The sequence below is a fragment of the Anabaena sp. UHCC 0253 genome, assembly GCF_009712085.1.
In the GTDB taxonomy this organism is placed as follows: Bacteria; Cyanobacteriota; Cyanobacteriia; order Cyanobacteriales; family Nostocaceae; genus Dolichospermum.
In genome coordinates, this window is record NZ_VILD01000004.1 from 439790 (window position 1) to 454627 (window position 14838).

The window sequence follows — 14838 nt, forward strand, 5'->3', positions numbered from 1 at the left end:
ATTCCCTAGATGATTTAGGTAGGTATGAAGAAGCCATATCTTCCTACGACAAAGCTGTGGAAATTAAACCTGATAAACACGAAGCTTGGAACAATCGGGGCAATTCCCTAGATGATTTAGGTAGGTATGAAGAAGCTATATCTTCCTACGACAAAGCTGTGGAAATTAAACCTGATAAACACGAAGCTTGGAACAATCGGGGCAATTCCCTAGATGATTTAGGTAGGTATGAAGAAGCCATATCTTCCTACGACAAAGCTGTGGAAATTAAACCTGATAAACACGAAGCTTGGTACAATCGGGGCATTTCCCTACGTAATTTAGGCAGGTATGAAGAAGCCATATCTTCCTACGACAAAGCTGTGGAAATTAAACCTGATTATCACGAAGCTTGGAACAATCGGGGCATTTCCCTAAAGAATTTAGGCAGGTATGAAGAAGCCATATCTTCCTACGACAAAGCTGTGGAAATTAAACCTGATTTCCACAATGCTTGGTATAATAAAGCTTGTAATTATGCCCTACAAGGTAATATTGAAAAAGCAATTGAAAATCTAAAAATAGCAATTAATTTAAATCCTGACACAGTTAGAGAATCGGCAAAAACTGATTCAGATTTTGATGCTATTAGAGAAGATGAACGTTTTCAATCTTTACTTTAAAATAATCCCTACTTTCCCTAACCCAATTAGCAATCATTTGTTTATATTTTCTCAAGCTGGTAGTATTAATTTCTAAAGTTTTTGGTTCTAGTGTACCTAAATATTTTTCTGATAATCAACCACCGCAAATGCTACTATCAAGAATTAAATATCATGTTATTGACAGAAAGTAAAATGTATATAATATCAATAACGACAGCCAAGGAAATCGAGCAATTATTCAAAGCAATGAATGATTGAAAACTATTTTTTCCTAAAATTAGAGTATAATAATAAAAGATACTAAGGAGCTAATTATATGCAAATAAAACTTAAATCAAAAGTTGATGCAGAAGGTAAATTATTACTACAGCTTCCCCAGCAATTAGCTAATCAAGAATTAGTAATTATTATTACTGATTCTTCTGAAGAAAAAATACCAACACCAGAACAATTAGGATATCCTACTGATTTTTTTGATAAAACTGCTGGAAAATGGGAAGGCGAATTTTTAGCTAGAGAAAATTTGGTTGATTGTGATCGAAGAATTTGGGATATTGAATGATGATGTACTTGTTAGATACTAACACCTGCATTCAATATTTAACAGGACGTAGTGAAAATGTAATTAATAAATTTAAAACTACTCATCGTGAAAATATTTGTTTGTGCGATATTGTCAAAGCCGAATTATACTATAGCGGTTATCGGTCGGATGAAATACAATCGAGGGCGGGGAAACCCCACCCCTACAGGTTTTGCGATTTAATGACTGTATCTCACTCAAGTGCATACCGCTATATGGAGCTTGTCGTAGTATAAAAAAAGAACAAAATCTAGCTTTATATGAGTTATTTTTCTCTCAATATATCAGTTTACCTTTTGATGGAAAGGCGGCTAAAATTTATGGTGAAATCCGTTCTCAATTATCAAAAATAGGTACTCCTATCGGTGCTTATGATTTTCAAATTGCTGCTATTGCATTAGCTAACAATCTTATTTTAGTAACTCATAACACTAGAGAATTTCAAAGAGTTGAAAATCTACAACTTGAAGATTGGGAAGTACAGTATTTGCAATGATATTAAGTAGAACGGAATAAATACCGCTATCAGGTTCAATAGCAATGTACCAACCATAGTATTATCTGGTTTTTTACTCCTAACTCATCACCATGACACACGGACACAAACACCATAATCATAGTCACGCCCCGGTAACATTTAGCCGGGCTTTTGCCATTGGGACTGTACTGAATTTAGGATTTGTCATTGTTGAAGCAACTTATGGCTACTTAGCGCACTCTCTAGCTTTGTTTGCTGATGCTGGTCATAACCTCAGTGATGTGTTGGGACTCCTCCTGGCGTGGGGTGCAAGTACGCTGTCTCGTCGTCCTCCCAGCCACCGCTATACTTACGGATTGCGGGCTTCTTCAATTTTGGCTGCTTTAGTGAATTCTATTATCCTGCTTTTGTCTATGGGTGCGATCGCCTGGGAAGCTATCCGCCGCTTTAACGATTCTGTACCTGTAGCAGGAGGAACAATTATTGGTATTGCTATGGTAGGAATTATAATTAATACCATTACTGCACTCATGTTTATGTCAGGTAGTAAAAATGACTTGAACATTCGGGGAGCATTTTTACACATGGCTGCTGATGCGTTGGTCTCTTTGGGGGTCGTGGTGGCTGGGATTGCTATCTTAATTACACAATGGGTGTGGCTTGACTCGTTGGTAAGCTTAGTTCTTGTGGCAGTTGTAGTATTTGGAACGTGGCACTTACTCAAAGATTCTGTCAACTTAGCACTTGATGCCGTACCAACAGGAATCGAGCCACGTGCAGTTAAAAATTTCTTAATTGAGCGTCCTGGTGTTTTGAAAATCCACGATCTTCATATTTGGGCTATAAGTACCACAGAAACTGCGCTCACAGTCCATTTAGTGATGCCCGGAGGCTACCCTGGGGATGCTTTTTTATGGGAAGTTTGCCAGGAACTTGAACACCATTTTGGGATCAAACACTCTACTCTCCAGGTGGAAATAGGTGATACGGCTTATCCTTGTGCTTTAGAACCAGACCACGTTGTTTGAAAAAAGCTGAGAAGACTTTGATTATTTAGATTAAGTAGGTAGATACTAATCAACCCAACTATGTAACGAACTGTAAATTACCCAAAACTCTTGGGATTGCTGCGTTCCACTCGCAATGACATAGTTATAAGTTTTCCCACCTACTTAGGACTTACGCAAGTGTCACACCAAAAATATATTTTAGGGACTTCCAAGAAATAAATTATCCAGATTAATGAACCGCAGAGGCGCAGAGGACACAGAGGAATAAGGGTTTGAGAGATTTTTTACGTTAGTATTTGGAAGTCCCTTATGGTGCGTCAGGTATTAAATATCTGTCTATTTGCAGGATTTATGAGGTCTGACGCACCCTACTAATATGCCAGTTACGTAAGTCCTGTAGATGTTTGATGGCAAAAAATCTGAGAGCGGTTTCATGAAATCTCTCTAAAATTTTGATACATATATAATTGCAAAAAAATATAAATAAATGTTGCTTTTTTTGAAAATAATTGTTATGTTTATTTACATAAGGCAATAAAGCTTAGTAAATCCTAACTGGAGTGCTGACCATGACTAACGCAACCAAAACATCTACAACACCTGTAGCGACTGATCGTAACGCATGGCGTTGGGGTTTTACATCTGAAGCAGAAATCTGGAATGGCCGTCTAGCAATGATCGGTTTTTTGGCAGCAGCTTTAATTGAACTATTTTCTGGAAAAGGCTTCCTCCACTTCTGGGGTATTCTGTAATTTATCCATAACATAATTTTTGAGTAGTCGAAAAGCCTGGTAGTTGATGAAAACTGCCAGGTTATTTATTTGGGATTGATATTCCTTTCTGCGCTGTTTCCTGCTATACAATAATGATTACTTGTAATTACTAAAGACAGTGTGCTGATGATTAGAGAAAGGTTAGTGACAATAGCTATTTTATTCATCATCTTAACAATAGCTTTTGGGATTATTGAAGGTATTTTTCCGAGCATCACCAATCAACAAAAATGGCGCAAGGGTGTTTGGCTAGATAGCTTTTACTGGTTTTTTACCCTTTTAATTAGTCATCTATTGAGTGCGGTATGTATTGCGATAGTGATAGTGCCTTTATTTCTGGTGCTGGGGCGTTCTATTGATCCACAAATATTAAAATCAAGTTATGGACTAGCTGCTAATTTACCCCAGTGGGTGCAGGGTTTGATGGTAATAGTAATTGCTGATTTTATTGGTTATTGGACTCATCGGTGGCTACATAGCAGCCGATTGTGGGATATTCATGCTGTTCATCATACTTCTGAAGAGTTAGATTGGCTGTCTTCTGTGCGGGTACATCCACTGAATGATATATTCAGTCGAGTAATGCAATCTTTGCCAATTTTACTTTTGGGGTTTTCACCTTTATCAGTGGAAATTTATACTCCTTTCCTAATTTTTTATCTAGCTTTTACCCATTCTAATGTACCTTGGAATTATGGACCATTCCGCTATTTGATAGTTAGTCCCGTGTTTCATCGTTGGCATCACAGTAAAGATACGGAAGGAATTGGCAAGAATTTTGCGGCTTTGTTCCCTGTGTTTGATTTAATGTTTGGGACATTTTATTTACCTGCTGGTAAACAACCAAAGAATTTTGGTGTTCATGGAGATGCGATTCCTGAAAAGTTTGGCAAGCATTTATTTTATCCGTTCCGTAAACAGATAAAAATCCGTTTTGATGTGTGAATAAAAAGATACCCGACTTCTGCAATAAGTCAGTTATCTAAACTTTTTAAACCATCTAATTAAAATAATTCAGAGGTTGTGTGTGAGTGCTTTAATCTTGAAAATGACTGGACGCGATCGCCAACTTTTGGTACTTTTAGCTACAGGCTCTTTGATTGTGATGACAGGAGGAGTCATTGCACCAATTTTCCCGGAAATTGTCACAGACTTGGATCTGAGTCCAGCCCTAGCAGGTTATTTGGTAAGTAGTCATTTCTTGACTGTTGCTATATTTAGTCCAATTTTAGGGATATTAGCAGACCGTTTGGGTCAAGTGCGAATACTCGTGGTTTCCCTGATTCTCTATGCTTTATTTGGCATGGCTGGGGGGTTAATGCAGAGTTTCCTACCGATGTTGATCACACGGGGTTTGGTGGGGGCTGCTAGTGGGGGAATTGCGGCTGCTAGTTTGGGTTTGCTGGTGAAAATGTATGATTCGAGTGAGGAACGTTCCCAAGCGATCGCCTATGTATCTAGTGTTCTCACTGTATCTAATATTATCTATCCTGTCTTAGCAGGTTTGGTTGGTGGTTTTCACTGGAGATTGGTTTTTTGTCTGTATGGTTTAGCACTCCCGTTAGGGTTATTAGTTGTCCTCACATTACAACCAAAAAAAGGTTTAGAAACATCCTCTTCCGAATCATCTGCAAAAGCTAATAATTCCGATCAACTCATTCAGGCTTTAAAAAATCCCTTCATATTACAAATATTTCTAACTCTCTGTTTGACAGCCGCAACTGCTTACGCTGTAATCATTTATTTGCCTCTCTATCTCAAAGCTACGATGAACTCCACCACTGTTCTGAACGGCGTTGTTTTAGCCTCTCAAGCCCTTGGTGCTGCTGCTATCTCGGCTTTTGGAGTCAGGAGATTAGCTCAACGTTTCGGCTTAATTTCGACGATAGGATGCGGCTTTGGCTGTATGGCTTTACCTTTAATGATTATTCCCCAACTCCAAGATTTAGTTTTGCTATTTCCAACTACTATTATTTTTGGTGTGGGATTGGGAATTGTTGTCCCCAGTCTTTATAACTTGTTATCTAATCTTGCTCCTTCGGAATATCAATCTAGTATTTTAGCCGCCGGTACAGGGGCAAATTTTTTGGGACAGTTCCTTTGTCCAAGCCTATTTGGATTGGTATTAAGTGATCAAGGGTTGATAGGCGTGTTTTATGTGGCTGCCAGTTTACCACTGATGTTAGGGCTGTTGATGTTGGTGAATTTCCGAGGAGAAATACTGAATGAACCACGTTCGCGGAGCGTCCCGAAGGGATAGGCACGAAGGACACGAAGGAAGAGAAGGAGGAAGATAGAAGGGTTTGTAGAGATGTTCCACGGAACGTCTCTACATTATTTGGCGTTGCTGAATTAGGGTATGAAATTCAAAAATCAATGATTTCAAACTCTTACTCTCTGTGACTGGAGCGCCTCTGCGTGAAACAAAATCATACTCTTAATCAGCAACGCCCATTATTTATTGGGGATTTTTCATCAAGAGGTTAGGACACTCCGACAGGTTCTTTTGCCGGATCTAGGGTGTTGCGTGTAGCTACCATAGCAGCTACTAAACAATCCATTTCTTCTTGTGTATGTAGGGCATTAGCGGTAATTCGCAGTCGCGGTTTGGCGATAAACCAAATGGGAGATACCCAAATGCCATATTCTTCCATCATTTGCCGCGCAAACTTTTTAGGATTGATATTTTCAGGCATCATCACGGGAATGACATTAGTTTCCCCAATGGCTGTAAAACCTTCTGCTAGTAAGCGCGATCGCAAATAACGAGTATTAGCTTGTAACTGCTGCACTAATTCAGGATTTTGTCTTACCTGACGAATGCTTTCTAAGGCTGCGGCTGTTAACGGTGGGGCTAAGGAAATTGTGCCAATGGAAGTCGGGGAAACATCCAATAAATCAATTAATTCACGGGAATGACTACTAATAGCTGCTCCCGCTGAAGCCGCAAATTTAGAAAAGGTAGTCATAATAATGGGGATAATTCCCCTTTCTAATACTGATTGGGTCGTTATGCCAAAATGCTCATAAATGCCCCCTCCAGTTGCCCCAAGTGCGCCACTAGCATGAGCTTCATCCATGACAATCACACTACCGGGATAATTGTCCAGGATATCTAGCATTTTTGGTAAGGGGGCAATATCCCCATCCATCGAAAATACTGCATCAGAAATTACCATAATGCGATCGCCTGGACGGGCATAACGGCGCAATTTTCGCTCTAAATCTGCCATATCACAGTGACGATAAGGCTTAACACGGACTTCAGGACTGTGACTAAAGACTTTACCAGAACGGTTGTCAGCATTAACTACCGCAGAGACTATACAACCGTGATTGAGAATGTCAGTCAGAATCAAGGTTTCTCTGGTATTGCTAAAGCCGGGAATGTTAATAGCTAAATGACAGAACCCATCCATCAGAGCTTGCATTGCCATCCAAGCATTGACAAATAAATGAGTATATGGTAAGTGTTTAAATTCTGATATTTCCTGTTCTAGCTGACGATGAAGATCAATCCGACCACTTAATACTGAACAAGAACTATTAGAAGTCCCATATTGCCAAATCGCATCAACTGCGGCCTGTTTGACGGCTTGTGATTGGACTAACCCTAAAACATCATTGGTACAGAAGGTGAGAAGCTTATGTCGCTTACCTGTTGTCGTATCTTCAACATCAACTAAATTGCCCTGTTTGTAATGACAGATAAATTTTTCTGGATAAAGTTCACTCTCATAGAGAGCTTGCATATATTCTTGAACAACTTCCACAATTTCTCCTTCTCATCCAATGCTGGAGCTTGGTATCATTTTTGATTATTTAATTATTCTTGAGATTGTTGCATATATTTCTGATATTGAGTAATATTCAATCTCTATAGGCTGATACTGGCTAGATCAATTTCTACGTAATAGTGTGTGATTGGGTTAAGATTAGAAATATAAGGTAATAAAATTTATGATCGAGTTACAAAACATAGTTATCACTACAGGGTGTTTTGCACTTGCTTTTATTTTTGCTAGTCTGGTTGAATATTGGCTACATCGTTTAATGCACTATTCTCCCAAAATCGGTAAACGTCATCGTGATCATCATCGTCGCAATGAAGGACAAGGGGTAGTCTGGGAATTTAAAGCCTATGTTCAAGGCAGTATCATTTTCATGTGTGTGATGTTTTTTGTGTCTTTACCAGCGGGCATTGGTTGGTTTTTAGGGAGTCTGGTTTATGCGGCTTTTGCTGCTTACGCTCATCAATTACAACATGATAATCCCACAAAATGTTTCTGGATGAAAATGCCTGTTCACTATGTTCACCACAAATACAATCAATGGGATCATAATTTTGGTTTAGGAGTAGATTGGTGGGATCATATATTTGGTACTTATAAATCGGTGGAATGGTTAACGGAAGAAGAACTTAATCAACCCCAACGAGGTTATTTAGAAATGCGTTGGTGGTAGAAATTGGAAATATTATTATTATGATTTTGCTCGTAGTCAGGGCTTAAGCCCTGAATTCAGGACTAAAGTCCTAACTACAAACCTTTATGTGGCGATAGTGACAATAGATGAGCGATCGCTTTGAGTAGAATACCGATAATGTGTTACGACAGCTTAACGAATCCATAATATCTGAATCAGGGTCGAGGTCGAGGAGGTGGAGATTGAATAGTTGTTTCCAAGAACTCACCATCTTTCCCGTACTTGGTGATCCGTCGTTTGTCAACTGTTCCTGTAATCTCAATCCGAATTACAGGAAGCCATACACCTTCTACATTCACCCAAGCTATTGTTTGAGGAACTTCATTAGCCTGCTTAGTCCATTGTCGATCATCTACACGATCTTCAAACAAAATTTGACCGGGATGTGTTGCACCGGATGGAGAAGTTGTACCAGTCATTTTATTTACCTCCGTAGGGTTATGGTGAGTGACCGAAAGATTTTGCTTACATAGATATTCACCCCCACCAACAGAGTTTAGCATGATCATAATTCCTGCTATCCAACACTGAATCAGATTGCTCATTTGTACTCCACATCCAGCATTTTAAAACGGTTAGGCACAATTTGAAGATACTCCGCAAAGCGAGGAGACCCCTTTGTACTAACATAAATTTGGATAGTTTCTGCTACATCTTCATCAATCGAATTCATTGCATAACCAGAAACGGATACCTTGTCTTTATCCATTGCCTGTTGCCAATCTACCCATTTCCCTTTTTTGGTATCAGTACCCCAATTTTTATAAGACCAGGTATGACCTGTCTCATGAATCATAGTACCACGCATATAATTTTCATCTGGAAGCTTCTCAGAAACCTTATCTGGATAAATAGTCACAACACCAGATTTACCCGCTGTCATATAGGAATGAAAGTCAGGGGTGTTATATTCAGTAGCCCAATAAGCATCATCAGGATTGACTACAGCATTGAGTAGAATTGTGGTCATTACAGAACGATTTGCTTTGGGTAAATAGCTGGCTGCATCAGCCGCTTGCTTAACTGTATGGTTATGATGTCCGGGTTCAGGAGCTTTAGGTGCAACAATAGGTATATTAATGCCATCTTCAAACTTGACAATCCATTTTTCCGCATCAGCTTTTTTACCCTGAAATGCGTAATCTTTTTCTGTAGTTGGACCTGCTAATGTATATTTTATCTTTGTGGTGCTAACAGGTTCATTAACTACACCAGGAATGGATTCCTTGGCGTTAATTAAACCAGTCAGAGTTTTACATTGCTCAATATCGGTTTGGCTTGATAAAACTGTTTTTAGTGCTTTTAACCGATTACGAACACTTTTAGAAACATCATTTTCTCTCCCTTGGAGCATATTCTCTAAAATCGCTTGATCGTTAGATGCCATTTTCCCCCAGCCCGGTAATTTCTTGACAGCGGCGACTGCTTCCCTGGCCTCAACTTCAGACTCGAATGTTTGTAAGCAAGATGCTAATAAAGTCGCATCAGGGCTACTTTCTTGATGTTTGGCAATCCATTTGCGAATCAGTTTAATTTCCTGTTTGATTTCATCGTCTGAAATACTAGATGGGTTCAAGCTTTGAGTCAGAGAAAGAGGTTCAGGATCTGGAGATTTTTCTTCAGAAGCGATCGCCCCACCAATTTTTTTGAGGCCTTTTTTGAAGCTATCCCACAATCCACGCTGGATTACTGATTCACTAGTATTGGCAGGTTCTGAAGAAGAAAGTGAACCGATTGCGAGTTTGGGTTGTATGTTTGCTGTTGATGGTGGGAATACGGGAACATTTGTTAAGTCAAGTGCGTTACTTTTGGCGTATTCATACTGTGCATCAAAGTCTATGTCTGTGGCGGGTGTTGCTGACTTTTTTGGGGTATCAATCCCAAACCCTCTGGTTTGGAAGGGGTTTGACTGTGGTGCAGATGTGTGATTTTGGCTGGTTTTTCTAATTCTATCCTGCATAATTACACTCACTACATCATTAAAGTAATGTTTTTATTTTTGCACAGTTTCCAATCAATAGAGGTAATTGAGCCGATATGTTTGACATTTGTCATAATTATTTATAGCATTTCTTCATCTAACGAGGTACAAATTCATCTGCGTTTATCTGCGTTTATCCTCTTCCATCTGCGGTTAATTCTTTCTTCTTGTACCTCACTTGCAAGGGAATTGCTATCACTCAATTGTGTTACTAACTGATTTTCTACTCAGGTATTATTTGTTAATAAATCCTCTAGAAGTAATTATTAAAAACCCTTGTTCATCAATTTGAAAATCTCTCTTTTTTAAAATTTTAATGCCACAAACTCAAAAAGGCACTCTATAATATCAGGCGATCGCTATTTTTAGCCTCTTTCTTTCAGAGAGTGATACAAGAGAACTAATGCGGATAGAAAATAATTCTGAGTATTTTAGGTGTATGGATCAAAAATGGATTAATAAATTGTATGAAGCTGCTTTAGAAACAAATACCAACTATGTCATAGAATTAACTAGAGAACTTCCGAAAACAGCAATTTTTTTAATTCAATCTTTAATAAAACTTGCACGGACATTTGAATTTGAAAAATTAGTTGCTTGAGTAGAATCTTTAATAAATCATGAATAATGGTATAGGCAAATCCAATAAATCTCGACAAATCCCTCTGAGATTAGTATTAATTGTTCCTTTTGTATTGCAAATTGTTGGTGCAGTGGGATTAGTAGGTTATCTTTCTTACCAAAGTGGACAAGAATCAGTAAACCGATTAACAAATGAACTGCGAAATGAAATAACTACTCGTGTAGTGCAGTATTTGGATAACTATTTAGCTACTCCAGTTTTGGTTAATAAAATTAATGCAGATGCTGTAAAATTAGGTAATCTAAATCTTCAGAATGCCGATCAAATAGAAAAATATATTTATACTCAGCTTCAACATTTCGATAATATTACCCATATTCTGGTAGGTACTGAGCAGGGAGTTCTGAGAATTGCTAATAAGAGAAATGAAAAAACTATACGAATGGCAAATCCCGATAAACCTTTTCAGATTTACGAATATAAATTTGATAGTTTTGGCAATAAAATTAACCTCATTGAAACCATTGAAAGGCTAAAAATTCAAGAACGTCCTTGGTATAAAGCGGCGATGAAAGCAGGTAAACCATCCAGAGTTCCCATCTTTGCCCTTGGGGATAATCAAGATTTATCTCTCAATAGTAGTTATCCTGTGTATGCACCTAAAACTAATCAATTATTAGGGGTACTTTCAGCGGCTTCTAATCTGGCATCTTTTCGTAATTTTCTGGCTAATTTACAGATTGGTAAAACAGGAAGACTATTTATTATTGAACCTAATGGTTTGCTGATTGGAACTTCGGTAAAAAACCAAGCTACTTATATTAAAAAACAACAAAATGGCAAAACTAAATTAGAAAGAATCAAAGTTACTGATGTGAGTGATTCCTTAATTAGAGCAACTAGCTTACATCTGTTGACAAAGTTTAATAGTTTTGATCAAATTAAAGAAACGCTGCAATTAGATTTTAGAGAAAATAGCGATCGCAATTTCATAAAAGTAGTTCCTTATCAAGATAATTTGGGCTTAAACTGGTTAATTATCACAGTGATTCCTGAGTCTGATTTCATGACAGAAATTTATCAGAATACTCAACTAACCTTTGTATTGTCTGCTATTACCTTACTGATTGCCACAGGAATTGGTATTTTCACGGCTCGATGGATTACTAAACCTATTTTACGATTAAGTCAAGCAAGTCAGGCTTTAGCATTAGGGAAATGGCAAAATTCCGATCAAGAAAATGATTTACCAGAAGCTAAAAATATTAGAGAAATATCAACTTTGGCTCATTCATTTAATAGTATGGCTGATCAGTTAAAAACTTCTTTTGCAACTTTAGAAAATCGGGTAGAGGAACGCACAGCAGAATTAGTTATTGCTAAGGAAAAAGCGGAAGTTGCTAATCTGGCGAAAAGTAACTTTATTGCAAATATGAGTCATGAATTGCGCTCACCCCTCAATGCAATTATTGGTTTTTCTCAATTAATGTTACGCAGCAAAAACCTATCATTAGAACAATATGAAAATGTGGGAATTATTCAGCGTAGTGGAGAATATTTATTAACCCTAATTAATAATGTTCTCGATTTTTCTAAGATTGAAGCCGGGAAAACCACTCTTAACCAAAAGGATTTTAACCTGTATAAATTCCTAGATGATTTAGAAGATATGCTGCATTTAACGGCAATTAATGTAGGAATAAAATTAATCTTTGAACGCGGTGAAAATTTACCACAATATATTTATAATGATGAGATAAAATTACGTCAAGTTTTACTGAATTTATTAGGAAATGCGATTAAATTTACCAAACACGGAGAAGTAAGTTTAAGTATTAATTCTACCGCAAATGCAGGAAATCAAAACTATACTTTAATTTTCTGTATTAGTGACACTGGTATGGGAATTGCCCCCGCAGAATTAACTAAATTATTCGAGGCTTTTTCTCAAACAGAATCAGGAAAACAAAGTCAAGAAGGAACAGGTTTAGGTTTAGTTATTAGTCGTCAATTTGTGCAGCTAATGGGAGGAGATATTACTGTAAAAAGTGAATTAAACAAAGGCACAACTTTTAAATTTTCAATTCCCGTAAAATTGGGGCAAGCAATTATCAAAAATGAAAATATTGAGCAGAGAAAAATATTAGCCCTAGCACCGGAACAACCCACATATAAAATTCTAGTGGTAGATGATAAAGTAATCAACCGTCAATTATTAATTAAACTCCTTACCCCTTTAGGTTTTGAGATTAAAGAAGCAAGTAACGGACAGGAAGCGATCGCAATTTGGGATGAGTGGCAACCTCACTTAATTTTTATGGATATGAGAATGCCCATTATGGATGGTTATGAAGCTACTAAAAATATTAAATCTACTACGAAGGGTAACGCTACAGCGATTATTGCTTTAACCGCTAGTGTACTAGAAGCAGAAAAAGCGATTATTTTATCAGTAGGATGTGATGATTTTTTACAAAAACCTTTTAAAGAAAGTACAATTTTTCAGAGTTTAACTAAACATTTAGGAGTGAAATATATTTATGAAGAATTAGCTCCGGCTGATATTATTAGCGATCGCTCCCCAACCATGCTATCATCTAAAGATTTAGCTGTGATGTCTGAATCTAAGGAATGGCGTTCGCAATTATGTGAAGCGTCCTTAGATGGTGATAGTAATCTGGTAATGAAATTAATTCGAGAAATACCCAATCAAGAATCCCATTTTGTCAAGGTTCTCGAAACACTAGCACGTCAATTTCAATTTGATGAAATAGTAGAATTATTGACCGATGAAACTACGAAATAGACATCTTTAAAAATAAATCAATAGCCAGAGAAATTGTCAATTTCTATTGGTCATTAATGTAATTTTAATTTTGATAATAAGTCTATTATAGACTAACACAAAATTGTATTTTTTACCAGGTTTCATGTACCAAATCATTAAAAAATCCAGTGCATCTTGATATCCAATCTCAAACAAAAGGCAATATTCTCTTAATAGATGATCTGCCAGAAAACTTAAAATTATTAACCGAGTTACTCTCTAAAATTGGTTACACAGTTCGTAGTGCTATCAGTGGCAATAGGGGGCTAAAAACTGCAAAATTGAATTGTCCTGATCTCATTCTTTTGGATGTTAAAATGCCTGAGATGGATGGATATCAAGTTTGTCAAGCCTTTAAAGATGAACCGGATCTTTGTTATATCCCCATTATTTTTATTAGTGCTTTAGATGAGACTTTAGATAAATTAAAAGCATTTCAAGTTGGTGGTGTTGACTATATCACTAAACCGATTCAAATTGAAGAAGTTGTAGCCCGAATAGAAACTCATTTAACTATTCAGAAACAACAGAGAATTTTGCAAGCTGAAATTGCCAAACGTAAGCAAACTGAACTTGCTTTACAGGAAGCAAATCATCAATTGAAATTGCTGGCAAATTTAGATGGTTTAACCCAGATTGCTAATCGTCGCCGCTTTGATGATTATTTAGCTCTTGAATGGCAACGTCATCAACGAGAAAAAAATATCCTCGCGCTGATTCTTATTGATATTGACTATTTCAAACGATACAACGACTGTTATGGACACCAAAGTGGTGATGATTGTTTAATTAAAGTTTCCCAAGAGATCGCCAAAGTTATAAAACGCCCGACTGATTTAGTGGCGCGTTATGGTGGTGAAGAATTTGCCGTTATTTTACCAAATACAGATACCCAAGGCGCGTTAATTATTGCTGAGTTAATTAGGGCTTGCTGAATAAACATAAAACCGGGACAAATAGATGACTTGATGGGGATAGAAAGTGAAAAAGGTGCAAGAAAAAGAGTTAAAATGAGTAAAATCCCTTGCATTAAGGCGCATTAAGATGTATAGAAAAGCGCAAGAACAGGAAACAGCACCGGAAAAGTTTCAACTACCCTTCGAGGAGAAATTGGCATTAGACAACCGATGGGTAATTATGGCAAAAATGATCCCTTGGTCGGAATTTGATGGCGAATACGCAGCAATATTTTCAGAAAAAATAGGCGCACCAGCCAAAACATTTAGGATGGCACTGGGGGCATTAATAATCAAAGAAAAGTTAGGAATAAGTGATAGAGAAACAGTAGAACAGATCAGGGAAAATCCTTATCTACAATACTTTATAGGGATGTCAACCTATAGTAATAAACCACCATTTGACCCTTCGATGTTAGTTCACTTTAGAGAAAGAATAGATATAAACCTAGTTAACAAAATCAACAGAGAAATAGTAAAACAGGCGTTAGAAATACCAGAGGAGACAGTACAAGAAA

The 14838-nt window shown here is 37.3% G+C and carries 15 protein-coding genes; 12 read left to right on the forward strand and 3 right to left on the reverse strand.

The genetic code is table 11. The features are described from left to right. The 7 genes from FJR38_RS13630 to FJR38_RS13665 all read left to right on the forward strand — a co-directional run. Window positions 1-662: tetratricopeptide repeat protein (locus FJR38_RS13630; protein WP_168537579.1), on the forward strand; the 662-nt coding region annotated here is incomplete at its 5' end. A gap of 298 nt (window positions 663-960) precedes the next feature. Next, a complete protein-coding gene (locus FJR38_RS13635; RefSeq protein ID WP_168493839.1) occupies window positions 961-1206 on the forward strand; it encodes a hypothetical protein in 246 nt (81 codons plus the stop codon). 193 nt (window positions 1207-1399) lie between these two features. Then, complete coding sequence (locus FJR38_RS13645) at window positions 1400-1723, forward strand: PIN domain-containing protein (protein ID WP_174763997.1); 324 nt, start codon at window positions 1400-1402, stop codon at window positions 1721-1723. A gap of 92 nt (window positions 1724-1815) precedes the next feature. Continuing rightward, window positions 1816-2733 carry a cation diffusion facilitator family transporter gene (locus FJR38_RS13650; RefSeq protein WP_168537581.1) on the forward strand — a complete coding sequence of 306 codons (918 nt, stop codon included), beginning with the start codon at window positions 1816-1818 and terminating at the stop codon, window positions 2731-2733. 551 nt (window positions 2734-3284) lie between these two features. Continuing rightward, window positions 3285-3467: a chlorophyll a/b-binding protein gene (locus FJR38_RS13655; RefSeq protein ID WP_168537583.1), complete on the forward strand. Its 183-nt coding sequence runs from the start codon at window positions 3285-3287 to the stop codon at window positions 3465-3467. A gap of 165 nt (window positions 3468-3632) precedes the next feature. Next, window positions 3633-4433, forward strand: a complete 801-nt coding sequence (locus FJR38_RS13660; protein WP_168537585.1) for a sterol desaturase family protein — start codon at window positions 3633-3635, stop codon at window positions 4431-4433. Between the two features lie 82 nt (window positions 4434-4515). Continuing rightward, on the forward strand, window positions 4516-5748 hold the full coding sequence (locus FJR38_RS13665; protein ID WP_217360022.1) for an MFS transporter: 1233 nt from the start codon (window positions 4516-4518) through the stop codon (window positions 5746-5748). A 223-nt stretch (window positions 5749-5971) separates the two neighbouring features. Here FJR38_RS13665 and FJR38_RS13670 read toward each other — a convergent pair whose 3' ends face one another. Beyond that, the gene (locus FJR38_RS13670; protein WP_168493847.1) at window positions 5972-7261 is read right to left on the reverse strand and encodes an aminotransferase class I/II-fold pyridoxal phosphate-dependent enzyme; all 1290 of its coding nucleotides are present in this window, start codon (window positions 7259-7261) and stop codon (window positions 5972-5974) included. A 187-nt stretch (window positions 7262-7448) separates the two neighbouring features. Here FJR38_RS13670 and FJR38_RS13675 point away from each other — a divergent pair, with 187 nt between their 5' ends. Beyond that, the gene (locus tag FJR38_RS13675; protein ID WP_168493849.1) at window positions 7449-7952 is read left to right on the forward strand and encodes a sterol desaturase family protein; all 504 of its coding nucleotides are present in this window, start codon (window positions 7449-7451) and stop codon (window positions 7950-7952) included. Between the two features lie 176 nt (window positions 7953-8128). On the opposite strand, the gene FJR38_RS13680 is transcribed toward FJR38_RS13675, so the two are convergent. Continuing rightward, window positions 8129-8476, reverse strand: a complete 348-nt coding sequence (locus FJR38_RS13680; RefSeq protein ID WP_168537587.1) for a hypothetical protein — start codon at window positions 8474-8476, stop codon at window positions 8129-8131. A gap of 38 nt (window positions 8477-8514) precedes the next feature. Beyond that, a complete protein-coding gene (locus FJR38_RS13685) occupies window positions 8515-9933 on the reverse strand; it encodes a hypothetical protein (protein WP_168537589.1) in 1419 nt (472 codons plus the stop codon). A 460-nt stretch (window positions 9934-10393) separates the two neighbouring features. Here FJR38_RS13685 and FJR38_RS13690 point away from each other — a divergent pair, with 460 nt between their 5' ends. The 4 genes from FJR38_RS13690 to FJR38_RS28525 form a co-directional block, all read left to right on the forward strand. Then, window positions 10394-10555, forward strand: coding sequence for a hypothetical protein (locus tag FJR38_RS13690; RefSeq protein ID WP_174763523.1), 162 nt, complete (start codon window positions 10394-10396; stop codon window positions 10553-10555). Window positions 10556-10574: 19 nt separating this feature from the next. Further along, complete coding sequence (locus FJR38_RS13695; RefSeq protein WP_168537591.1) at window positions 10575-13343, forward strand: hybrid sensor histidine kinase/response regulator; 2769 nt, start codon at window positions 10575-10577, stop codon at window positions 13341-13343. Window positions 13344-13492: 149 nt separating this feature from the next. Then, on the forward strand, window positions 13493-14299 hold the full coding sequence (locus FJR38_RS29340; RefSeq protein WP_168537593.1) for a diguanylate cyclase domain-containing protein: 807 nt from the start codon (window positions 13493-13495) through the stop codon (window positions 14297-14299). A gap of 109 nt (window positions 14300-14408) precedes the next feature. After that, window positions 14409-14838 (forward strand): transposase (locus FJR38_RS28525; protein WP_371418212.1); only part of this gene is annotated, 430 nt, incomplete at its 3' end.